Raw genomic sequence first — 20,934 nt, forward strand, 5'->3', positions numbered from 1 at the left:
GCCCCTTGGGAAGACTAATCTTCCCAATTCAGTGCGCTCAGCTTGACCGTTTCTCCGGGTTCCAAGTCTTCCGCGCTATTGCCCACGGCGAAAGTGTAGTTTCCGGCCGGCATCAGCCATTTGCCCTTCGCCCAGTCTGCCAGGAGCCTGGGATCTATGCTCATCGATACAGTGCATTGTTCGCCTGGGGCCAGTTCGACGCGTTTGAACCCGACCAGGCGCTGCATCGCCTTCCCGTTGCGGGTGGTCAGATAAACCTGGGCAACCGTCCCTCCCTCCCTGGAGCCAGTATTGCGGATCGACACTGATGCCGTCTTGCCGTCTGTCCGGAAATTGGTCGTCTCAAAACTTGTGTAGCTCAGGCCAAAACCAAATGGGAAGAGAGCCTTGAGACCTCGGCTGGCATTCCATCGATAGCCCACGTCAGACCCTTCGATGTTGTAGTCGACAGCAAGCTTTGCATCCGGTGTCGGGGGTTCGCCGGCAAAGTCCGGTTCGATGTCGTTATAGCCATCGAGTTGGGGGCGCGGCAATTGCTCGACGCTCGTCGGGAAAGTGATTGGCAGTTTGCCCGAAGGATTGGTGTCACCGAAGAGGACTGAGGCAATGGCCTCACCGCCGCGCGCTCCCGGATACCATGCCTCGATGACGGCTGCCGTTTTGTCCAGCCACGGCATGTCGATCGGATTGCCGGTCTCAAGGACAACAATGGTGTTGGGATTGGCCGCCGTGACCGCGGAAATTAGAGCATCTTGCCCGTCCGGAAGTGTGAGGTCAGCTTGGTCGTAACCTTCTGAGGACCATTTTGTCGCAAAGACGATGGCAATATCAGCCCTTTTTGCCTGCTCGACCGCGTCCGCGATCGTGCTTCCGTCGCGGAAGCGGAAGTCTGCCTGGGGGGCAAGTCTACGCATTGCCTCAAGTGGCGATGAACGCTGGTAAGCCTCTACACGAAATTGCGACCACTTCCCCCCTCCCGAAAGGGGTATGGCGACAGCCGGGCCGCCTTCGCCCTGGGTCTGGCTGGAGCCACCGCCGGAAAGAACCCCGGTGTCCGCATAACCTCCGATGACCGCAATTCGCTTGGCTGTTTTCGCCAGGGGAAGGGCATTGTTCTGGTTGCGCAGAAGGACGATGCCTTGGCGGGCCGTCTCATACGCGACTTCGGCATTCTTCTTGAAATCGATCGCACCACCCGGGGTGACGGGATGTGTGTCCAGTCCATTGTCGTAGATGGCCCAGAGAACCCGCTTGTTCATGTCATCGAGGCGCTTCGCGTATCGCGGGTCACTTTTCGCCGCCGCCAACAGCCGGTCGCCAAAGAACAAGGCAGGATCCAACTGATAGCCCGATTGCTGATCCAACCCCTTCAAGGCGGCATCGAGCGAAGGAACTGCTCCCCAATCCGACATCACAAAGCCCTTGTAACCCCACTCCTGCTTGAGAACTCTGTTCAGCAAATAGTCGCTGGCACATGCTTGCTCACCGTGCACCTTGTTATAAGCGCACATGACGGCTCCAGGGTTGCCGATCTCAATGCCGATCTTGAAAGCAAGGAAATCGCTTTCGTGCGCCGCAGCATCAGAGATCTCTACGTTCGCGAATTTTCGTCCGGTCTCTTGGCCGTTGAGAGCAAAATGTTTGATGGTGGAGATGATGTGGTTGGATTGGACGCCGGCGATCGCATTCCCGACAAGAACGCCCGTGAGGAGTGGATCTTCGGAGAGGTATTCGAACGTGCGTCCGTTCCGAGGATCGCGCATGAGGTTGGCGCCGCCTGCGAGCAGGACATTGAAGCCTTTGGCGCGTGCCTCGGAGCCGATCATGGCGCCGCCTTCACGAAGCAGTTCCGGGTTCCACGTCGATGCCATTGCCAGACCGGAGGGAAGGGCTGTCGCCCCGTCCTTGCGCGCGCCGAAAACGTAGGACACGCCCAGACTGGCGTCCGTTTCGAGCAGGGCTGGAATTTTCAGCCTTTCAATCCCTTCGACGAAGCCGGCCCCGGGAATTGCGCCCTTTGGAATAGGCGGAGGATTGTCCCCGATCGGCAACGGCATCATGCTTGCCGTCAGCACGATTTTTTCAGCGGGTGTCATTCGCGCCACTGTCGCTATCGCCTTGTCCTCGGCAGCAGAGGCTTCTGGAGAGGCAGATCCCGTTTGTCCGCTTGCATTGCCCCAGGCGAGCCCCATTAGGCAAATTGATGATGCCAAGACTGTTGATTGCCACTGAGATGTGACCCGGGGGGCGTATAAATTACCATTGAGAATTGACCCATGTTTCCCTCGCCTCCGGCTGCCAGTCGGAGGGTCGTGGAGTGATCAACATGGACTTACTCAGTGTGATCCGCCGGTGGCATTTCCGGCAGAAGATCTCCATTCGGGAGATCAAGAGGCGGACCGGCCTGTCCCGCAATACCATCCGCAAATATCTGCGTTCTGACGCGATTGAGCCGAGCTTCAAGGTTCCGATCCGGCCGAGCAAGCTCGACCCTTACGCCGAGAAGCTGACGGCCTGGTTGCGAGTGGAATCCAAGAAGTCCCGTAAACAAAGGCGGACTGCCAAGCAGTTGCATGCTGATCTGTTAAAGCTGGGATACGATGGCTCTTATAACCGGGTTGCCGCTTTTGCCCGACGATGGCGGACCGAGCTGCAATATGAGCAGCAGACCAGCGGGCGTGGAACATTCGTGCCCCTGATGTTCCAGCCTGGCGAGGCGTTCCAGTTCGACTGGAGCGAGGACTATGCCGTGCTGGATGGCAAGCCCACGAAGCTGCAGGTCGCCCATACCAAACTGGCGCATAGCCGCGCCTTCATCGTCCGCGCCTATCTGCTCCAGACCCATGAGATGCTGTTCGACGCGCTGACGCAGGCGTTCCGAGTGCTGGGCGGCGTGCCCCAGCGTGGGATCTTCGATAATATGAGGACCGCTGTCGACAAGATCGGGACCGGGAAGGCGCGGCAGGTCAACGCAAGGTTTGCCGCCATGGCCAGCCACTATCTGTTCGAGACGGATTTCTGCAATCCGGCTTCAGGTTGGGAGAAGGGGCAGGTCGAGAAGAACGTCCAGGACGCTCGGCGCCGGTTGTGGCAACCGATGCCCAGCTTCCCTGGCCTGGCTGAGCTGAACGCCTGGCTGGAAGAGCAATGCATCGCCCAATGGAGTGATATCCAGCATGGCGTCATGCCCGGCACCCTGGCCGATGTGCATGCCGAGGAAGTTTCCTGTCTGATGCCGCTGGGCCGGCCCTTCGATGGCTTTGTCGAGCAGATCAAGCGCGTGTCGCCAACCTGCCTCATCGCCTTTGACCGCAACCGCTACTCGGTACCCGCTTCCTTCGCGAACCGGCCGGTCAGCCTGCGGATCTACCCTGATCGTCTGGTCATAGCGGCCGAAGGCCAGATCGTGTGCGAACATGCCCGGCTCATCGAGCGCTCTCATCACAAGCCGGGACGCACAATCTATGACTGGCGGCATTATCTGGCGGTAATCCAGCGCAAGCCCGGCGCCTTGCGTAATGGCGCTCCCTTCCTCGAGATGCCCGAAGCCTTCCGGCAGTTACAGGGCCATCTGCTCAAGCGCCCTGGTGGCGACAGGGAGATGGTCGAGATACTTTCTCTCGTTCTGCATCACGACGAACAGGCTGTGTTGAGCGCGGTCGAGTTGGCTTTGGAGGCCGGTGTCGCCACCAAGACCCACGTTCTCAACGTGTTACATCGCCTCATCGACGGCAAGGCGCCTCCAGCTTCGCCGATCGATGCGCCTCAGGCGCTGCGCCTGGCGCAGGAGCCCGAGGCCAATGTCGTTCGCTATGACAGGCTGAGGGATATTCGCCATGCGTCATGACCCCGCGAGCGCCGCGGTCGTCGTCATGCTGCGCAGCCTCAAGATGTTCGGCATGGCTCAGGCCGCCGACGAACTGATCGAGCAGGGCGCGCCTGCCTTCGATGCTGCCGTGCCGATGCTCGCTGGACTCCTGAAGGCAGAGATGGCCGAACGCGAGGTCAGGTCCATCGCCTATCAAATCAAGGCGGCCCGCTTCCCGGCCTATAAGGATCTGGCTGGCTTTGACTTTGCTGCCAGCGAGATCAACGAAGCCCTCGTCCGCCAGCTTCATCAGGGCGACTTCATGGAAAACGCCGACAATGTCGTGCTGATTGGCGGGCCCGGAACCGGCAAGAGCCATATCGCAACTGCGCTGGGCGTCCAGGCCGTCGAGCATCACCGCAAGAAGGTCCGCTTCTTCTCCACGGTCGATTTGGTCAATGCGCTTGAGCAGGAAAAGACCATGAACCGATCCGGCCAGCTGGCAGAACGCCTGCTACGTCTCGACCTGCTCATCCTCGACGAGCTGGGTTATCTGCCCTTCAGCCCATCGGGCGGAGCCATGCTCTTCCATCTGCTCAGCAAGCTGTACGAGCGCACCAGCGTCGTCATCACCACCAACCTAAGCTTCAGCGAATGGGCTGGCGTGTTCGGCGATGCCAAGATGACCACCGCGTTGCTCGATCGGCTAACCCACCACTGCCACATCCTGGAAACCGGAAACGACAGCTTCCGCTTCCGTGCCAGCACCGCTGCGCCAAAAGCCAGAAAGGAGAAGCCAGCATCTTGAACCTGCCAGGATACGGCAGCACATAACCCATACCCACCCGGGTCAATTCTCAATGGAAACCCCGGGTCACATCTCAGTGGCAATCAACAACTTCGTCGAATACAAGCACATCGCGCTCAATCCTGGTTTGATTGACTGACGATTTAAGCTGGAAACAAAGGAGAAGGTCCATGCCCCAGACCCCGGTTGAGGTTCTCAAGGCTATTCTGGACAATCCGACGGACCTCGCCAACGTAGCGAGCCTGACATCGCCGGACGTCACGTACGTCTCGCTAAACTACGATAATTCGCAGCTCAAGCGCGTGATGCCATGGTGTGGAACGGGGCACGGCCCCGAAGTCATCGTCAAGACGTTCCTCGACGTTGCCCGCTTCTGGACCGTCGAAGCATTCGAGCCGCAGGCGCTTTTCGGCGATCAGCATCATGCGGCCATGTTCGGCAGCTTTACGTATCGCTCAACCGTGCTCGGCAAGCAGGTGACTTCGCCGTTTGCCGTTTTTGCGCGGGTCGAGGGTGGCAAATGCTCCTATCTCCAATTCATGGAGGACACCCTGGCTACCACAGAAAGCTTCCACATCGGCGGGGAATGGACGATCCACAGCGATCCACAAGGACACCCCACCGCTATTTGAAACCGCTTTGACCTTGAGAATCTTCATCCCCAACGAGAAGGAAACCGAAATGACCAAAGTTCTGGTGCTTTATTATTCATCCTATGGGCATATCGAACAGATGGCGGATGCCGTGGCGGAAGGCGCCAGATCAACGGGGGCAGATGTCGATGTGCTGCGTGTTCCTGAAACCGCTCCTGCGGCGGTCGTCGAGGCGGCTGGCTTCAAGACGGACAGTCCCCACGCCGTGATCGCGGGAGCGGATGCGCTGGCCGAATACGATGCCATCATCGTCGGCGCGCCGACCCGGTTTGGACGAATGCCAGGTCAGATGGCGAACTTCTGGGACACGACGGGAGGCCTTTGGTTCAACGGCAAGCTCGTCGGGAAAGTCGGCGGGGCCTTCACGTCGACCGCGACCCAGCATGGAGGCCAGGAGACAACGCTCTTTTCGATCATCACCAATTTGCTGCATCACGGGATGACGATCGTTGGGCTCGACTATGGCTTTCAGGCCCAGATGGGCGTCGACAAGGTGCGCGGGGGCTCGCCCTATGGGGCAACGACGATTGCCGATGGCGACGGCAGCCGGGCGCCGGGGGGCGACGAACTCGAGGGCGCGCGCTATCAGGGACGGCGCATCGCAATGACTGCAGCCAAACTGGCCAGCTAATCCACTTTGCGTTGATCTAAATCCAGTGCGTCTTGCCGCCTTGCCCATGGACGAGGCGCCAGGACGCACTGTGGCGCAATCGGGCTGGAGGGAAGGAAGGGGGCGCGCGGGTTGCTCGCCTCTCACCCCCCCCGTGAAAGAAAGGACCCATTGCGCACCTGGCCCTTCGCTACAGCGGCGAAGGCGTCGCTGTGGCTCTGGCCAGCAATGCAAGGCCGGCGCAGATGACGAGCACCGACGCGCAAATCAGTGCAGCTTGGGACATTCCGGACAGGAACATCGTCGAACCACCATCGCCAACCAGCGAAGCAAAGAGTGCGACACCGACAACGCCGCCGACCTGCCGCGACGACGACATGATCCCGGAAGCGATGCCTGCGTCCGCCGTACAAACCGATGACATCATCGTGTTCATGATGGATGGTGTGGCCATGGCCGTACCCGTGCCGATCAGAAGAAGCATGACATCGACGGCGATGGGTGATGTGGCCCCGTCTATTCGTGCCATGGCCAAAAATCCAACGATCTCGATCGAAAAGCCCATCAGTATAATCCACTTCCCATCCAGCCAACGCCCGATGTGCGAGGAGGCCATGCTCGAGATAGCGAGAATCGCGGTGAGGGGGACGAACGCGAACCCGGCGTGCGATGCATCGTAGCCCAACACATTCTGGAAGTAGAGGCTGAGTACAAAGACCATTCCAAAGAAGGTCAGGTTCACACTCAGTCCAGCAATAAGCATGGAGAGCAACTGCGGATTCTTGATCAGTCGGCTGGGGAGAAGAGGGGCGCTTGATCGCCGTTCGATCCAGATGAAGGCACCTGACGCAAACACTGCCACGATGCCCATGAACGCGCTCTGGGTTCCCCAGCCTTGCGCGCTTGCCTGGGTCATCGCCGCGCAGGCGGCCGCGATGCTCATCGCAATCCAAAGCTGCCCAGACAGCCGCAGGCGTTTGGGCGTGGCAGGCGTGGCCGGACCCCACCGCAGGATCAAGCCGATCGCAATGAGGCCTATCGGGACGTTCAGGAGGAATACGCTTGGCCACCCCCAAAGCGAGATCATCATTCCGCCGATCACCGGACCTGCTCCCATGCCAAGGCCTCCACAGGCCCCGAATACGGCGAGGGCGCGCCGGCGAGCTTCGGGATCTTCATATCCCAGCCGCACGAGCGCCAGAGCGCATGGCACCATGAGAGCCGCGCCGAAGCCCTGCAAGATCCGCATGGCGATGAGCGCAGGCAAGCCTGGCGCGACTGCACAGCCGGCCGAGGTGGCAACGAAGAGCGCAAAGCCTGTGTTGAATACGCGCTTTGCCCCCCACAGATCGGCCCAACTTCCCGCAATCAGCAGAATAGCCGAAAAGGAAAGCGCATAGCCGTTGATCACCCATTGGAGTTCATCGACGTCTGCATGGAAGTCAGCGCCGATTTGAGGCAATCCCACGTTGACGACGCTGACATCGACCTGAACGACGCCGAATGCCAGACAAGCCGCGAGCATTGTCGCGCGGATGCCGCTGGACGTGTGCATTTTCGGGGGCGATGTGCTGGAATGAGGTGTTCAGCGCGCTGCGTGTCTGGCTGATCCGTTCGGCGCTAGTCCGACGGAATCAAGACTACGCGCGCGATGCCTCAGCCACCACCCGGATTGCTGATTCCATCCCTCGAAATCAGAGCGCTCTTGTAAAGTTTGGGCAGCATGGTGGGGCCAGAACGGATCGTAGAGGGCCTGACGGCCGAGGAGGATCACATCAGCATCGCCTTCGCTCAAGATCTGCTCGGCATGACCGGGTTCGATGATAAGACCCACGGCCCCCGTTGCAACACCTGAACCATGACGTACCGAGGCGGAGAGCGGAACCTGGAATCCAGGCTCTCGTGCGTTGGCAAGAACTGTCGAGTCACGCAGGCCTCCCGACGAACAGTCGACCAGGTCGACACCGCATTTCGCCAGTTCCTTTGCAAGGACGATCGAGTCTTCGACGTTCCAGCCCTCACGGGCACCATCAATAGTCGAGATGCGGCAGAACAGCGGTTTGCCTGAGGGCCAGTTGCTGCGAATCGCCCGGGCCACCTCGAGGGTCAGGCGCATTCGGCCCGCTCTATCACCGCCATAACCATCGTTGCGGGTATTCGAAACGGGGGAGAGGAACGATGCTAGAAGATAACCGTGCCCCGCATGGATCTCGATGATGTCGAACCCGGCGGCGTCCGCGCGCAGCGCGGCTTGCGCGAAGGCATCGACAATCGACGGAATCTCGTCTTCGTCTAATTTATGGGGCGAAGGATAGCCTGCTTCGAGTGCGAAATCACCGGGGCCAACAGATGCGAACGGGGTTTCCCCCTTGTTCCACTGCTCTGGTCCGAGCGGCCCCTTGCCCTCCCAGGGGCGCTGGCTGCCCGCCTTGGGCCCCGCATGAGCCAGTTGAATTGCGGAAAGAGCGCCTTGCGAGCGAATGAAATCCGTGATCCGTCGAAAGCCGGCGATCTGGTCGTTGTTCCACAAGCCCAGATCACCCCAGGAAATCCGTCCATCAGGTGCGATGGCTGTCGCTTCCGTCGTGACGATACCGAAACCGCCAAGAGCGAACTTGGCCAGGTGCGCGAAGTGCCAATCGCCCGCGACACCGTCTGGGCCGGCGGAATACTGGCACATCGGGGAGAGCATGATCCGATTCTTGGCGGTGATCGTGCGAAGGGTGAGAGGGCTCAGGAGAAGGGGGAGCTGAATGGGGGGCATATGGGAGAAACATCTTCTTGTGGCCAGAAAGCACGAAGTCGCAGGTGTCTTTCTTTAAACCGGTATCAGGGGCGTGTCCGACACGCACCAATCCGACGCCGCCTGTGCAGCGTTGGATTGGCAAATTACGTGAATGGGAAATGGACGGTCAGGCGGGCTTGCGAAATTTGAGTGTGAATTTGTCCGTCTTGCCCCGGATTTCCGGATCGAACACCGCCTTCGTGTGATCATCCTGCGGGTTTTGGAGAGCTGTGGACTGCTCAACAAGTTCGAACCCTGCCGCTTCGACTTCATCGATGACCGCTTGCTTGTCGATGCGATGCTTGGTGGAAGTTCCCGACAGGCCAGAACCGGGGGCATCGGCATGATCGATGATCATGAACACCCCGCCTGGCTTGAGCGACTTGAATACGGCAGCATTGAAGGCATCGAGCGCCTCCTTTCCGCCACCGTTCGCAACGTCGTGGTAATTCTGGACCGTCCAGAACAAGTCTACAGGTTCAGGCACGTCGGGCAGGTTTCCGGACTGGACCTGCGCATCGACATTCGAAAGCTTGCGCGCTTTGAGCGCGGGGAGGGCCTCTGTCGCAAACTTGGCGGCAGAGGCTGGCCAAAGTGCATAGACATGGCCGGAGGGGCCGACGATCGTCGTGAAGATGCGGGTCCAGTAGCCAGTCCCGGGAATGTAATCGATGACTTTGTCACCAGCCTTGACGCCGGAAAGCTCGAGCACCTGCTCGGCCTCGCGGCTCGCATCATCGTCCTTCTGATCGGTGCGGGCCGGGTTGGCGAGGGCTGCTTCGACCAGGGTCTGGTTCGAGCCCGCATGTGCGGGAATTGCCACACCAATCATTCCTGTGAAGGCTATGGGAGCAATCATCGCTTTCACAATACGTCGCATCAATCAGGCTCCTTTGGTTGCTGGACTTTCGGACCGGCTCGCACCGTGTGGTTGTGATCAGCAAGATTCGCGAAGACGCGGAGGCCCTTCACATCAGCCTTGCCGGGACGACAGGGATTTCCAAAGCCAGCATTTAATATAATTCACGGGGCGGCCGGAATGAACGATCCGGCCAACACAGCGCTAGTTACACTCCATTTGAAATGGAGAGAAATGGGTTTCTTGCGAAAATACCTGAAATGAAACGTTTCAAATTTTCGTTACGCTTGGGGTGTCCAACCCAGCTCCCGGCTTAGACGGCCGCACAGGTCGCCCAATTCGTCGATGGCGCAGTGCGTCTTGCGTTTTCCCCGAAAGGCTTGCAGCACGGTAACGGTCAACGGAATGCGCCCCTGCAGATCGAAAATAGGGTAGGCTGTCGCCTGCAGACCCGGGACCATATTTCCGTCCACGTGTGCATAGCCTTGGCGGCAGATTTGCGCTTTCAGAGCTGTCAGGTCGAGCGCATCGAAGTGACCGGTCGCCAGATCTTGTGCAATCAGCGCTTCGGTTTCAGCTGCCGGCATGAAGGCGAAGAAAATTCGTCCGGTCGCCGATCCCAGTAGGGGCAGCACGGTCCCGACGTTGAACGAGGTCATGACCGGAGGGCGGCCCATGATCCAGCGGACGATCGTCGGGCCTTGCGGACCAAGGGCTGCCATTTGGATGGTGAGGCCGGTTCGCTGTGAGAAATCTCCCAAGGCGGCGTCGGCCAGTTTGAAGGCATCGACACGGGCCAGAGTCGATAGCCCGAGCGAGAGTGCAGCGGGACCAAGATCATACCGGCCGGAATCGGCTAATTGCTGGACCATGCCTTCTGCGATAAGGCTTTGCAGATAGCGGTGAACCTGCGGCGTGGGCATGTCGCAGGCTTGGGCGATCGCCCCCAATGGCGAAGCCATACCTAGCCCTGCCAGCGATTTGAGTATCCTTAGTCCGATTTCGACGGATTGGATACCACGTCGGCGGCCTTCCGGCTGATCGCTTTTCAAAGCCTTCCCAAGCCCTCTTCCCGAAAAGGGACCTTCTTTACGCCTCTCCCCGCCGCGTCAAGCGCTCCTGCGGTCCGTTCGACGAGATGGACACAGCTTGGGGCGATGACATTCGGGTCGGGAAGCGCCTGCGAAGGCACTCCCCGACCCCGCTGGGAGGTCATCTCCGGTGCCTTAGATGGCGTCGAGCTGGGCTTCCGGCTTCGACTGAGCAAATGCACCGATCGCAAGGCAGGCCTTCTCGATGCGGGCGAGGCGCGGCCACTTTTGTGCATAGTCGACCCCAAAGCGTGCGGCATTGGCGAGTTGCGGAACGAGGCAGATGTCGGCCAGCGTTACCTGGTCGCCGAAACAGAACGTGCCGGCACAATCGGCGATGAGGACGTCGAACGCATGCAGACCTTCCTCGATCGTGGTTCGAGCCCACTGTTCCACGCCAGCCTCATCCACCCCGAACTCGCGTAATCGCGCCAGGATTTTCAGATTTTGTACCGGATGCACGTCACACGCAATGACCTGGGCGAGAGCGCGCACTTTCGCCTTGTCGTGGGCCGTATGGGGCAACAACGGGGGCTCGGGCCTCGTCTCGTCCAGATATTCGCAGATGGCGAGCGATTGGGTGAGCACCGATCCGTCATCAAGTTCCAGCGACGGAACGAGCCCTTGCGGATTGAGCTCGAGATAGGCCGGGGTGCGCTGATCGCCCTTGCGCAAGACATAGTACGCATTTTCATGCGCAATGCCCTTGAGCGCAAGCGCGATGCGAACCCGATAGGACGCTGTCGAGCGATGAAAGCCGTGCAGCTTCATGCTGGTCAGTTAGCCTTCGCACCGATGGTGACGGTGCAGTCTGGTAGACCTTCGATTGTGACGGTCACGATGTCGCCGGGTACGACCGCCCCGACCCCTGCCGGTGTCCCGGTGTAGATCAGGTCACCAGGTTCCAGCGTGTAGTAGCGCGAAACGTAGGCGACTACCTCCGGAACGTCCCAGATCAGTTCGCCAAGGTCGGCGTCCTGCTTGACCTCCCCATTGACGGTAAGCGCAATGCGGCCCGAGCAAAGATGACCGCATTCGGAGGCGGGAGCGATAAGGCCCAGCGGCGAAGACTGTTCTACGTTCTTGCCGGTGTCCCAGGGACGGCCCTTTTCCCGCGCTTCGAGCTGCAGGTCGCGGCGCGTCATATCAAGCCCGGTCGCGTAGCCGAAAATGTGATCTGCAGCGTCCTGTTCGGCGATGGAGCCCCCGCTCTTGCCGATAGCCACGACAAGTTCGGCCTCGTAGTGAAAGTTCGATGTTTGCGTCGGGTAGGTGATCGTCGTGTCCGACGGAACCACGGTTTCCGCCCACTTCGTGAAAAAGAACGGCGGATCACGGTCCGGATCCTTGCCCATTTCCCGCGCGTGCGCAGCGTAGTTACGGCCGATGCAAAACACGCGGCGGACAGGGTAGTCGCGCCCGTCAGTCGTCTTCGCGAGGACCGATGGGGTCGGCTCAAAAATAGTGCTCACGCACACTTCTCCTTGTAAAGGCCAAGTTTTTGTTGGGAAACTTTGTCCGAAAAGCCGAACAGAACGAGGTCCTTGCGGGCCTCGAGGCCGAGCTTCGACCATGAGGGCACCACCACCACGTCACGCGGCATGAGCGCGAATTCGCGTTCGCCCACCTGCGCGGTTCCTTCACCCTCGACAACGACAAATATCGTGCCGTCGGTCGACTGGCGCGGCGCGGAGCTGAAGCCTGCAGGAAGCAGGCGCACATGCGCCGAGATCGTGTTCATGATCGCGCCACCATCGGCCGGATTGAGGAATTCAAGCGCGTGCCCAAGATGAGGATCGATAGGCGATGTTCGCGCCAGCCCATCGAGCGCGGCGCGCCATTTCGCGAAGGGGTAGTGGAACAGCGGTTGGGCCACGGGGCGATAATCGGCGGTATGCCCGTGCATCGGCCGCATGTTCTGACCGTAGGCCGCGAGGCTCGATCCAGGAGGCATCGTTTCGGGATGGACCTTCGAGTCGAGATGCTCTGCAAAAGTGGCGTCGAACAAACGCACCGTCGGAATGTCGAGGCCATCCAGCCAGATCATCGGGATGTCGGTCGGGTTGCCATGATCATGCCATTCGCCGCCCGGTGTGAGAACCAGGTCGAAGGGGTTCATGATTGCCTTCTCCCCGCCCACGGATGTGAAGGCGCCCGAACCTTCCATCACGAAACGAAGGGCGCACTGCGAATGGCGATGAGCCGGTGCGATCTCGCCCGGCAAGATCATCTGCAATCCGGCGTACAGGCTGGGCGTTATCGCCGAAAGGCCGGGGAGTGTCGGATTTTCGAGAATGAGGACCCGGCGTTCTGCTTGTTCCGCGCTGATGAGATCGCCTGCGCGAAGGAGGAAGTCGCGCATTTCGCGGTAGGACCAGCGATGGCTGGCAGCAGGAGAAGATGGCTCCGGTTTCACCAGTGTTGCCAGCATTTCCCATAACGGCGTCAGAAAATTTGGGGCCATCTGCTCGTACAAATCTTCCAGCAGCCGCTTTTGCTCGTTGGCCAGGGACATTGAGATTCCTCTACCGCACATTTGTTGATTGCCGTGTATCAGTGAGGAATGAATTTCACAATGGTGAATTTTGGTCGCATCGGGTGCACCCTTGGCGATATGCCGGGGCTTGAATGGGGCAAACCGGTGGACGCATCGGCGCAGACTGTGCGAGGTCGTCGCGATGACCCGAAAATCCTACAAATCGCTGTTCACCAGAAGCTTGGCAGCTGCCCCAGGTCGGGTGCATTTTGCCGCTCATGCGCACCACCTCTGGCCGGACGCCTCGTTTGATGGACAAATGGCCTGCTGGAGTGACGGCGCTCGCTTGGCCGAGCGCAAGTGGGCCTACGTGCTGGGCGATCTGTGGCGAACGGCACAGGGATACATCGCCGATGAACTGCACCTGCCGGATCGTGCCAGCATCGCCTTTGCCAACAGCACGCACGACTTGCTGGTGCGTATCGTGTCCGCCTGGCCGCGCCGCCCTGTCCGTATTCTCACCGGGGCTGGTGAATTTCACAGCTTTCGGCGCCAGGCCGCACGGTGGGTGGAAGCGGGAACCGTAGTCGTCGAAGAAATTCCGATCGAGAGCGGCGATATGGAACTCTTCGCAGCGCGCTTGCTCGACCGGGCGCGCAGTGGCGAACATGATCTGATCTGGATAAGCCAGGTCATGTTCGCAACAGGGCAGGTGTTTACCGGCCTTGAGGCGCTGGCACAGCTCGCGGCACCGCAAGGACCATGGGTGGTGATGGATGGATATCACGGTTTCATGGCCGTAGAGACCAATCTGTCATCCGTTGCCGATCGGGTGTTCTATCTGGCCGGTGGCTACAAGTATGCAATGTCCGGCGAGGGGGTTGCCTTTCTCCATGCGCCGTCTGGCTTTGCCCTGCGGCCGCAAAATACAGGATGGTTCGCATACGACGTCCTTGACCGGAGCCTCGAGACACCCGTCGCCTATCATAGCGATGCCCGGCGATTTCTGGGTGCCACTTTCGATCCGTCCGGTCTCTATCGCTTTGTCGCGGTGCGTGGGATGCTCGAGCGCGAAGGCATTGATACGGGTCTGCAGAACCGGTTTACCAGCCGCCATGCGCATGCACTTCTGACTGAGATTTCACATTCGCCATTGGGATCCGCACGGCTGCGAAACCGTCCCGGGCCAGCGAAGCAGGCTCGCTTTCTCGCCTTCGAGCATCCTCTTGCTTCTCGATGGCAAAGCGCCCTCTTGCAGCAGGACATCGTTACGGACGTGCGTGGGGATATCCTGAGGATTGGTTTTGGACTTTACCAGGATGATGACGATCTGGCGCTTCTCGTCTCGGCGTTGCGCAAGTTGGAATAGGAAAGGCCTGTTCTCGCAGTGGAAGCGGCGCAATCTGATTTTAATCGTCCTGTTTCGACAATTGCGCCCAAATAGTCCAAATCTCATACGTTGGTTCTGGCTACATGTTTCGCGCACAGTCCGTTGAACGGGCTGTTGTTCGTGAAATCAGGTCAGGGAACAGGATGAAAAACAAGAAGGGGCTTGCGGCGCTGTTGGCGTCGGGGGTTTTGCACGCCTTGTCGTCAAACGCCGCCCATGCTGCGCAGAGCAAATCAGTTGAACAACCGCTTGCTTGCGATGCGACGCTGGCGAGCCGATTTCGGCCGGATGAACAGACACGTGTCGTCCTTGTCAAACCCTTCTCCAAAGGAGCGCCGCTTGTGCTGGGCGGCGGGGATCAGCAGTCCGGCCCTGCGCAAGGCGATGGTAGCTCACAAACCGCCCCGCCAAGGGTGGCTCAAGCTGACCTGTGCCTCGTAAAGTTGGTGGTCGGGCCGGGCAACCCAGGTCCGGCAGATGCTCCATCGACATCCGAGGGCATCGGCATTGAAATCTGGCTCCCCACACCGGCGCACTGGAATCGTCGAATCCACGTCCAGGGCGGTGGCGGCTGGGCCGGCGGAGGGCAGGGCTCTCTTGCCCACATCGACGATCAAGGCATAGCTGGAGGTTCCGCAGATATCGCAGCCCTCGAAGGCGCTGTGTCTGCGACGACCGATACCGGTCATTCCATGCGCAAGGAAGGCAACCTGAACCTTGCCGGTGGCAATGGATCCTTCGCGATGCTGCCGGACGGCGAGATAAATGTCGCTCTTTGGCGGGATTTCGCCGAACGCAGCCTGCATGAAATGGCGGTCAAGACCAAGGCCCTTGCACGAGCCTACTATGGCAAGCCTGCTCTCTACGCCTACTGGGATGGGTTCTCGACCGGAGGGCGACAGGGGCTCAAGGAAGCGCAGGCCCATCCCGACGATTTCGATGGCATCCTGGTCGGAGCGCCAGCGATCAACTGGACGCGCTTTATCACCACCGAACTCTATCCACAAATCGTGATGCAGCGTGACCTGGGAGGCAAGCACCTCACCGCGGCTCAGCTTGCATTCGTCTCCAACGCCGCCATCAAGGCTTGCGATGTCGTGGGCGGCGTGCACCTAGGCTACATTTCAGACCCCGCGAACTGTCGCTACGATCCGGCTACGGATCGCGCTGTGCTTTGCGCCAGTGCTGGTGGAACAGGGCCGGAGCCAGGCTGTCTTACAACGGTCGAGGCTCAGGCTTTCAACAAGATCTGGTACGGTCTTACCCGGGATGGTACCGCTCCTGATCCAAACGTGGATAACGGGTTCGGCATTTTTCCGCGAGGCAATCAGCGCTGGTTTGCCTTGACGCGCGGAACGGAGCTGCGCGCGCTCGCCGGCGAGACGCCGTTTACCATTGCCTCGGATCTGGTGGCGCTGGAACTGGGCGATCCCAAGGTCGCATCGACAGGGTTCGTCAACGCCGTGAGCAATGGCGAGAATGGGTGGAAGACGCTGAGCTATGAGGATCTCAATCGTGCATTCGATCGCGGAGTAGAGTTGCAAGATCAGTTTGCCGATATCAACACGGATCGTGCAGACCTTTACGCCTTTCGGGATCACGGCGGAAAAATGCTCATGTACCATGGGCTCGCGGACGTTCTGATCCCCTCGCAAGGTTCCTTGAACTACTATAACCGTGTCCTTCACGAAATGGGCGGGGGCCAGAGCGTTCAGAAGTTCTTTCGTTTCTACCTGGTGCCGGGCATGAGCCACGCTTTCGCCAATGGCACGGCCAACCCTGATGCGATCCTGCCGCTGCCCGATCACGACGAGCTGTACGCGCGTTTGACCCGGTGGGTCGAGCATGGCGAGGCGCCGGGGCGTTACGATATCGCGGCCAAGAGTGATCCTGGCGTAACGGCTGCCTTGTGTGTCTACCCGCAAAGCCCGAAATTTACGGGGAAGAGCCCGTTGCAGGCGGAAAGCTATACGTGCCAATAAGAAGGGGCGATTGAGCAGGCCTGGCCGAGTTCAGGACTGCATCGACCTCGACATCCCCGAGCGAGGACGAGCCGGAAAAGCCCGTTGGCTTTTCCGGCTCGTTTGTTTCGTGCCGCGCTTCAAGGGAGGAGGGGCCGCGGCACGCGGGGGTCAGAAGTTGTAGGCTACACCGAACAGTGCCTGATGCCGGTCGAAGTCGTTGCCATTGTTCCCAAGATCGGAATAGCGATACTCAAGGCGGGCGCTGACATGGTCGGTGATGGCTCGTTCGACGCCGCCACCCACGCTCCAGCCGTCGAAGGTATCATGGCCTTCGACAAGGCCGTTGGAAACACGCGCGCGCATGTTCTCATAGCCGCCGCGGACATAGAGCAGGGTCTGGGGAGTGACGAGATAACCTGCGCGCGCCGCTACATCGAACGAATAGTTCGGATCGATGGTGTTGCCATTGCCGCGCAACCTGTCGTCCGCGCCCATGTCGAAACCGGCTTCCGCGCCGACCACTACCTGAGGCGTGACCTTGTAGTTGTAGCCGGCGTAAACACCACCGACGAAGGCATCACGGTTGTCGCGCAGATCCATATCGCCGATGTCGGTGTCGGCACCGCGCACGCGATCCTCGTTCCATCCGGCTTCGGCCCCAACGTAGGGCCCGGCAAACGTATCGGCGAAGGCCGGAGCGACCGAGAAGAGCGAAGCCGCTGCGGCCAGTCCTGCGAAGAACGTCTTCATGGAATTATTCCTTCCTGTTTCCTTTGAACAGGGCGCATATGGCGACAAATATGCGGTTGCATAATTCCGAACCGGAGCGACACATCGATTCCCTCCAGGAGACAATCGAAACGCCCACAAGGTGTGCAAATGCCGAAGGTGCGCAAGGCCTTCCACGCGAAAGGAGAGTGATGCGTTGGCAAGTCAGGAGTTCTCGTCGGGCACGAGCGCCAGTTATGGCGAGGTCTCGTCGTCAAGGGGGCGTGGCAGGCGTATCCTCAGCAGCCACAATGCCGCGAAAACCGCAGTTGCACAAATCATGATCCCGGGCATTTGCGCAGAGCCCGTACGCGTTTGAAGGGTGTGGGCAATGACCGGCGCAAAGCCTCCGAAAAACGCCGTGGCGAGCGTCGCGCCGAGACCCAGTCCGGTGAGCCGAACCGAACTCGGAAAGACTTCGGCGGTTGCCACAGCGCCCACCGCACTCACGCCGCCAGCGAGCACGGCCAGAACGAATATGGACATCGGCACGAGTTCATAAGGTCCGCGTCCAATGGTGGAAAACAGGGGAACCGGAAGGACCGTAGCGGCGAATGCGAGGGCAAGCAGGACGGGCTTGCGGCCCAGGAGGTCCGACGCCCAGCCGATGAGCGGCGTGACGAGAATGATTGCGACGGCGGCAAGGCTGGAGAGGTGCAGCGCTTCAGGCTGGCCGATGTGTCCGACGGTTTCGAGAAAGCTGGGGATGTAGGTGACGCCCACGTAATAGGTGATCGATCCCAGTGCAGAGATGGCAAAGCCGGTTCCAACCGCACCGCCGTGATGGCGCAGGACGGAGCGAAGTGGATGTGCGCCTTCAGATCCGGGTGTCGGAAGGTGGAACTGCGGTGTTTCGCCAATTGTGCTGCGCAGCAGCCAGATCATACCGGCAAGCAGCGCGCCGACGACGAAGGGGATCCGCCACCCCCAGCTTGCCAGTTCGGATGCGCCGAGCGATGCCGCCAGCCAGGCGCAAACGGTCGCAGCGAGCAAACCGCCGAGTTCGCTGGCGGCCGCCGCGCACGATGTCACCAGGCCCCGGCGATGTGGCGGCGCGGTTTCGTAGAGATAGCTGACGACCGCGGTATACTCGCCGCCCACGCTCAGCCCCATCAGGCAGCGCATTGCGATCAGGCCCAGTCCTGCAAGCGAGCCGATCTGGCTATAGGTGGGCAGTGCCGCCATCCCGAGCATGGCGATCGTCATTCCTGCCATGGACAGAAGCAGGGCAGGGCGGCGTCCGAAGCGGTCGCCAAACAGGCCAAGCATGATCGCGCCGACGGGGCGCATGAGATAGGCGATCGCGAAACCGGCCAGAGTATCGAAAAGCGCGTCTTGGCCGGTTCCGAAAAAGATGCGCGCCAGCGTCGGGGCAAAGTAGAGGCACAGTGTGAAATCGTACCATTCGACGATCGTCGAGAGGCCAACCGCCACGATCGCCCACAGCTGCCGTCGTGTCATGCGCCGTCCCGAGCCAGGCGCAGCCCCGTGAACTGCCAGCGATGGTGCGGATAGAAGAAATTGCGATAGGTCGCGCGGGAATGCCCGCAGGGTGTGGCGTGGCTCGCCCCACGCAGAACGAACTGTCCACTCATGAACTTGCCGTTGTATTCGCCTATGGCGCCATCGGCGATGCGGAACCCGGGATAGGGGCGATAGGCGCTGCCGGTCCATTGCCAAACCCGGCCAAAGAAGCCTCGGGCGTCTTTGGCGGTGAACGGGCCGGTGGCAGCCTGGCCTCTTTCGGGTGAGAAGGGGGCGGCCGAAATCTCCCACTCGGCTTCGGTTGGCAGACGTGCGCCAGCCCAGCTGGCGAAGGCGTCGGCTTCATAAAGGCTGATGTGTGTCACCGGCTGGCTCGGTTCGACCGGCCGACGGCCTGCGAGCGTGAATCGGGTCCACTGACCATTGTCGCTCTGGCGCCAGTAAAGGGGCGCCTCGATTGCCTCTCGCTGGACCCAGGTCCAGCCGTCGGACAACCACAAGCGTGGATCGCGGTAACCCCCATCCGCGATGAATTCGAGCCATTCGCCGTTCGTGACGAGCCGGTCCGCCACGCGGAAGGGCTCGAGATAGGTCTTGTGGCGTGGACCTTCGCAGTCGAAAGCGAACTTGGAGGCGCCGCTCGGCGCGTGTCCGATGTCGACGAGGCCTCCGGGCGAGGAGATCCAGTCGATGGGCGGTGTCTCTTCACCGGGATCATCAGGCGTTTGGGGCTCATCGTGCGACCACAGCGCAGGTTCGAGTGGATTGCATGAAAACGCGTGAAGGATATCGGTGAGCAAAAGCTCCTGATGCTGCTGCTCGTGGTGGCAGCCCAACTGGACCAGCATCAGAACCTGCGGCGAGAATGTGGGCAAGGCCTCGAGCAGCGCTGCATTCACCGCCTGTCGGTAATCGAGAATTTCGGCCAGGGTCGGGCGCGAGAGCATGCCGCGTGCCGGGCGCGCGAGGCGATTGCCTTCGGCCTCGTAGTAGCTGTTGAACAGATAGGGCCAGGACGGCTGATGGAGGCGGTATCCCGGCGCATGGGCGCGCAAGATAAAGGTTTCAAAGAACCAGGTCGTGTGCGCGAGGTGCCACTTCGCCGGCGAAGCGTCCGCCATCGATTGGATCGTCGCATCGGCATCCGTCAGGGGACGGGCCAGTTCTTCGGTGAACGTACGCACGCGAACAAATAGCGCGCGGATGAATTCGCAATCATGTTGCACGGCGTTCATGGCTGGGCGCGCAACAGGTGTATGCTGAAAAGGTCGCAGTCATCGGACCACACTCCGAGTGACTGGTACCCGGCATTGCGGGCAAGAGAGATGAATTCATCGCAGGTGTACTTGTGCGAGTTCTCGATATGGATCGGCTCGTTCCGGTCGAAATCGAAAACCTTGCCAGCCACCGTTACGCTCTGGTCCGCCTGGCTGACGAGCGTGATCTCGACGTAGCCCGGTTCGCTCACGTAGCGCGCGCGGTGGCGAAATTGTGCAAGGTCGAAATTGGCATCGAGTTCGCGGTTGGTTCGCGCCAGCACGTTCAGGCTGAAGCGGGCGGTAACGCCTGCGGCATCATCATAGGCCTTCTCGAGCAGAGGCACTGGCTTCTTGAGGTCCACGCCGATGAGCATGAGGCTGTTCGGTTTAAGGAGCGAGCGGCATCGGCGCAGGAAGTCCGTGGCCTCGGGGCGCTCGAAGTTGCCGATGGTGGAGCCCGGGAAGAAGCACACGTCGACATCGGATGGCTGTTCCGGAAGGGCCACAGCCTCAAGGAAATCGGCGCATAGGGAAGCCACATCGATTTCCGGATAGCGCTGGCGCATCGCCCGCGCGGTTCGCTCCAAGGGCTCGGGAGATATGTCGATGCACAGATAGGAGGAAGGGGCAGGGAGGGCGTCCATCAGCCTGTCCACCTTTCCGCCCGACCCGGCTCCCAGTTCGATTACTCGGGCGCCTTTTCCGATCATGGCGCCAATCTGTGCAGCGTTTTTACGCAGTATCTCCTTTTCCGTGCGGGTCGGATAATACTCGGGCAAGGTGCAGATCTGATCAAAAAGATCTGATCCGGGCGAATCGTACAGATAGCGACAGGGAATGCGTTTTGGCGTTTGGTTCAGTCCGTTCAGGACTGCATTCCGGAAATCCGAGGTTGCCGATAGTCGGGGCGCGCGATCGGTGTTGCACAGTTCCAGTGTCAGGGTGTCCGGCGTCCTCATCGTGACATACTCCTTGATT

General features: G+C 60.2%; 18 protein-coding genes. 6 read left to right on the plus strand and 12 right to left on the minus strand.

Annotation, left to right across the window (positions count from 1 at the left end; genetic code table 11):
* Window positions 1–14: 14 nt before the first annotated feature.
* On the minus strand, window positions 15–2,096 hold the full coding sequence (locus tag HT136_RS02855; RefSeq protein WP_246543301.1) for a beta-glucosidase family protein: 2,082 nt from the start codon (window positions 2,094–2,096) through the stop codon (window positions 15–17).
* 230 nt (window positions 2,097–2,326) lie between these two features.
* On the opposite strand from HT136_RS02855, the gene istA reads away from it, so the two are divergent.
* The 4 genes from istA to wrbA all read left to right on the plus strand — a co-directional run bounded on the left by istA (window position 2,327) and on the right by wrbA (window position 5,900).
* Complete coding sequence (istA, locus tag HT136_RS02860; protein WP_214197620.1) at window positions 2,327–3,847, plus strand: IS21 family transposase; 1,521 nt, start codon at window positions 2,327–2,329, stop codon at window positions 3,845–3,847.
* Window positions 3,837–4,616 carry an IS21-like element helper ATPase IstB gene (istB, locus tag HT136_RS02865; protein ID WP_132470100.1) on the plus strand — a complete coding sequence of 260 codons (780 nt, stop codon included), beginning with the start codon at window positions 3,837–3,839 and terminating at the stop codon, window positions 4,614–4,616. The genes istA and istB overlap by 11 nt, the downstream gene beginning before the upstream one ends.
* A 170-nt stretch (window positions 4,617–4,786) precedes the next feature.
* A complete protein-coding gene (locus tag HT136_RS02870; protein WP_214197622.1) occupies window positions 4,787–5,248 on the plus strand; it encodes a nuclear transport factor 2 family protein in 462 nt (153 codons plus the stop codon).
* Window positions 5,249–5,297: 49 nt separating this feature from the next.
* Window positions 5,298–5,900: an NAD(P)H:quinone oxidoreductase gene (gene wrbA / locus HT136_RS02875; RefSeq protein WP_214197624.1), complete on the plus strand. Its 603-nt coding sequence runs from the start codon at window positions 5,298–5,300 to the stop codon at window positions 5,898–5,900.
* Window positions 5,901–6,069: 169 nt separating this feature from the next.
* On the opposite strand, the gene HT136_RS02880 is transcribed toward wrbA, so the two are convergent.
* From HT136_RS02880 to gtdA, 7 genes are all read right to left on the minus strand, one after another.
* A complete protein-coding gene (locus HT136_RS02880) occupies window positions 6,070–7,434 on the minus strand; it encodes an MFS transporter (protein WP_214197626.1) in 1,365 nt (454 codons plus the stop codon).
* A gap of 30 nt (window positions 7,435–7,464) precedes the next feature.
* A complete protein-coding gene (locus HT136_RS02885) occupies window positions 7,465–8,643 on the minus strand; it encodes an NADH:flavin oxidoreductase/NADH oxidase (protein ID WP_214197628.1) in 1,179 nt (392 codons plus the stop codon).
* Window positions 8,644–8,791: 148 nt separating this feature from the next.
* Window positions 8,792–9,544 carry a class I SAM-dependent methyltransferase gene (locus HT136_RS02890; protein ID WP_214197630.1) on the minus strand — a complete coding sequence of 251 codons (753 nt, stop codon included), beginning with the start codon at window positions 9,542–9,544 and terminating at the stop codon, window positions 8,792–8,794.
* A gap of 260 nt (window positions 9,545–9,804) precedes the next feature.
* Window positions 9,805–10,575, minus strand: coding sequence for an IclR family transcriptional regulator (locus tag HT136_RS02895; protein WP_214197632.1), 771 nt, complete (start codon window positions 10,573–10,575; stop codon window positions 9,805–9,807).
* A 174-nt stretch (window positions 10,576–10,749) separates the two neighbouring features.
* Window positions 10,750–11,385: a maleylacetoacetate isomerase gene (maiA, locus tag HT136_RS02900; RefSeq protein WP_214197634.1), complete on the minus strand. Its 636-nt coding sequence runs from the start codon at window positions 11,383–11,385 to the stop codon at window positions 10,750–10,752.
* Between the two features lie 5 nt (window positions 11,386–11,390).
* Window positions 11,391–12,086: a fumarylacetoacetate hydrolase family protein gene (locus HT136_RS02905; protein WP_343222088.1), complete on the minus strand. Its 696-nt coding sequence runs from the start codon at window positions 12,084–12,086 to the stop codon at window positions 11,391–11,393.
* On the minus strand, window positions 12,083–13,129 hold the full coding sequence (gene gtdA / locus HT136_RS02910; protein ID WP_246543303.1) for a gentisate 1,2-dioxygenase: 1,047 nt from the start codon (window positions 13,127–13,129) through the stop codon (window positions 12,083–12,085). Before gtdA ends, HT136_RS02905 begins: the two co-directional genes overlap by 4 nt.
* Before the next feature lie 163 nt (window positions 13,130–13,292).
* Between gtdA and HT136_RS02915 the strand changes: the two genes are divergently transcribed.
* Together HT136_RS02915 and HT136_RS02920 are read left to right on the plus strand one after the other, a co-directional pair.
* The gene (locus tag HT136_RS02915) at window positions 13,293–14,459 is read left to right on the plus strand and encodes an aminotransferase class V-fold PLP-dependent enzyme (RefSeq protein ID WP_214197640.1); all 1,167 of its coding nucleotides are present in this window, start codon (window positions 13,293–13,295) and stop codon (window positions 14,457–14,459) included.
* A 164-nt stretch (window positions 14,460–14,623) separates the two neighbouring features.
* Window positions 14,624–16,462, plus strand: a complete 1,839-nt coding sequence (locus HT136_RS02920) for a tannase/feruloyl esterase family alpha/beta hydrolase (protein WP_214197642.1) — start codon at window positions 14,624–14,626, stop codon at window positions 16,460–16,462.
* A gap of 150 nt (window positions 16,463–16,612) precedes the next feature.
* Here HT136_RS02920 and HT136_RS02925 read toward each other — a convergent pair whose 3' ends face one another.
* From HT136_RS02925 to egtD, 4 genes are all read right to left on the minus strand, one after another.
* Window positions 16,613–17,194, minus strand: coding sequence for an outer membrane protein (locus HT136_RS02925; protein ID WP_214197644.1), 582 nt, complete (start codon window positions 17,192–17,194; stop codon window positions 16,613–16,615).
* A 213-nt stretch (window positions 17,195–17,407) separates the two neighbouring features.
* On the minus strand, window positions 17,408–18,673 hold the full coding sequence (locus HT136_RS02930) for an MFS transporter (RefSeq protein ID WP_214197646.1): 1,266 nt from the start codon (window positions 18,671–18,673) through the stop codon (window positions 17,408–17,410).
* A complete protein-coding gene (gene egtB, locus HT136_RS02935; RefSeq protein WP_214197648.1) occupies window positions 18,670–19,932 on the minus strand; it encodes an ergothioneine biosynthesis protein EgtB in 1,263 nt (420 codons plus the stop codon). Before egtB ends, HT136_RS02930 begins: the two co-directional genes overlap by 4 nt.
* Window positions 19,929–20,915, minus strand: a complete 987-nt coding sequence (gene egtD / locus HT136_RS02940) for an L-histidine N(alpha)-methyltransferase (protein WP_214197650.1) — start codon at window positions 20,913–20,915, stop codon at window positions 19,929–19,931. Before egtD ends, egtB begins: the two co-directional genes overlap by 4 nt.
* Between the last annotated feature and the right edge of the window lie 19 nt (window positions 20,916–20,934).

It is taken from the genome of Novosphingobium profundi (assembly GCF_018491765.1).
Lineage (GTDB): Bacteria > Pseudomonadota > Alphaproteobacteria > Sphingomonadales > Sphingomonadaceae > Novosphingobium > Novosphingobium profundi.

Excerpts from the sequence above, each read along its gene's own strand:
- HT136_RS02890 (WP_214197630.1), bottom strand. The coding sequence starts at position 9,544 with ATGCGACGTATTGTGAAAGCGATGATTGCTCCCATAGCCTTCACAGGA.
- HT136_RS02880 (WP_214197626.1), bottom strand. The coding sequence starts at position 7,434 with ATGCACACGTCCAGCGGCATCCGCGCGACAATGCTCGCGGCTTGTCTG.
- istB (WP_132470100.1), top strand. The coding sequence starts at position 3,837 with ATGCGTCATGACCCCGCGAGCGCCGCGGTCGTCGTCATGCTGCGCAGC.
- HT136_RS02855 (WP_246543301.1), bottom strand. The coding sequence starts at position 2,096 with ATGACACCCGCTGAAAAAATCGTGCTGACGGCAAGCATGATGCCGTTG.
- istA (WP_214197620.1), top strand. The coding sequence starts at position 2,327 with ATGGACTTACTCAGTGTGATCCGCCGGTGGCATTTCCGGCAGAAGATC.
- egtB (WP_214197648.1), bottom strand. The coding sequence starts at position 19,932 with ATGAACGCCGTGCAACATGATTGCGAATTCATCCGCGCGCTATTTGTT.
- HT136_RS02920 (WP_214197642.1), top strand. The coding sequence starts at position 14,624 with ATGAAAAACAAGAAGGGGCTTGCGGCGCTGTTGGCGTCGGGGGTTTTG.
- egtD (WP_214197650.1), bottom strand. The coding sequence starts at position 20,915 with ATGAGGACGCCGGACACCCTGACACTGGAACTGTGCAACACCGATCGC.
- HT136_RS02885 (WP_214197628.1), bottom strand. The coding sequence starts at position 8,643 with ATGCCCCCCATTCAGCTCCCCCTTCTCCTGAGCCCTCTCACCCTTCGC.
- HT136_RS02870 (WP_214197622.1), top strand. The coding sequence starts at position 4,787 with ATGCCCCAGACCCCGGTTGAGGTTCTCAAGGCTATTCTGGACAATCCG.
- maiA (WP_214197634.1), bottom strand. The coding sequence starts at position 11,385 with ATGAAGCTGCACGGCTTTCATCGCTCGACAGCGTCCTATCGGGTTCGC.
- HT136_RS02930 (WP_214197646.1), bottom strand. The coding sequence starts at position 18,673 with ATGACACGACGGCAGCTGTGGGCGATCGTGGCGGTTGGCCTCTCGACG.
- HT136_RS02925 (WP_214197644.1), bottom strand. The coding sequence starts at position 17,194 with ATGAAGACGTTCTTCGCAGGACTGGCCGCAGCGGCTTCGCTCTTCTCG.
- HT136_RS02915 (WP_214197640.1), top strand. The coding sequence starts at position 13,293 with ATGACCCGAAAATCCTACAAATCGCTGTTCACCAGAAGCTTGGCAGCT.
- gtdA (WP_246543303.1), bottom strand. The coding sequence starts at position 13,129 with ATGTCCCTGGCCAACGAGCAAAAGCGGCTGCTGGAAGATTTGTACGAG.
- wrbA (WP_214197624.1), top strand. The coding sequence starts at position 5,298 with ATGACCAAAGTTCTGGTGCTTTATTATTCATCCTATGGGCATATCGAA.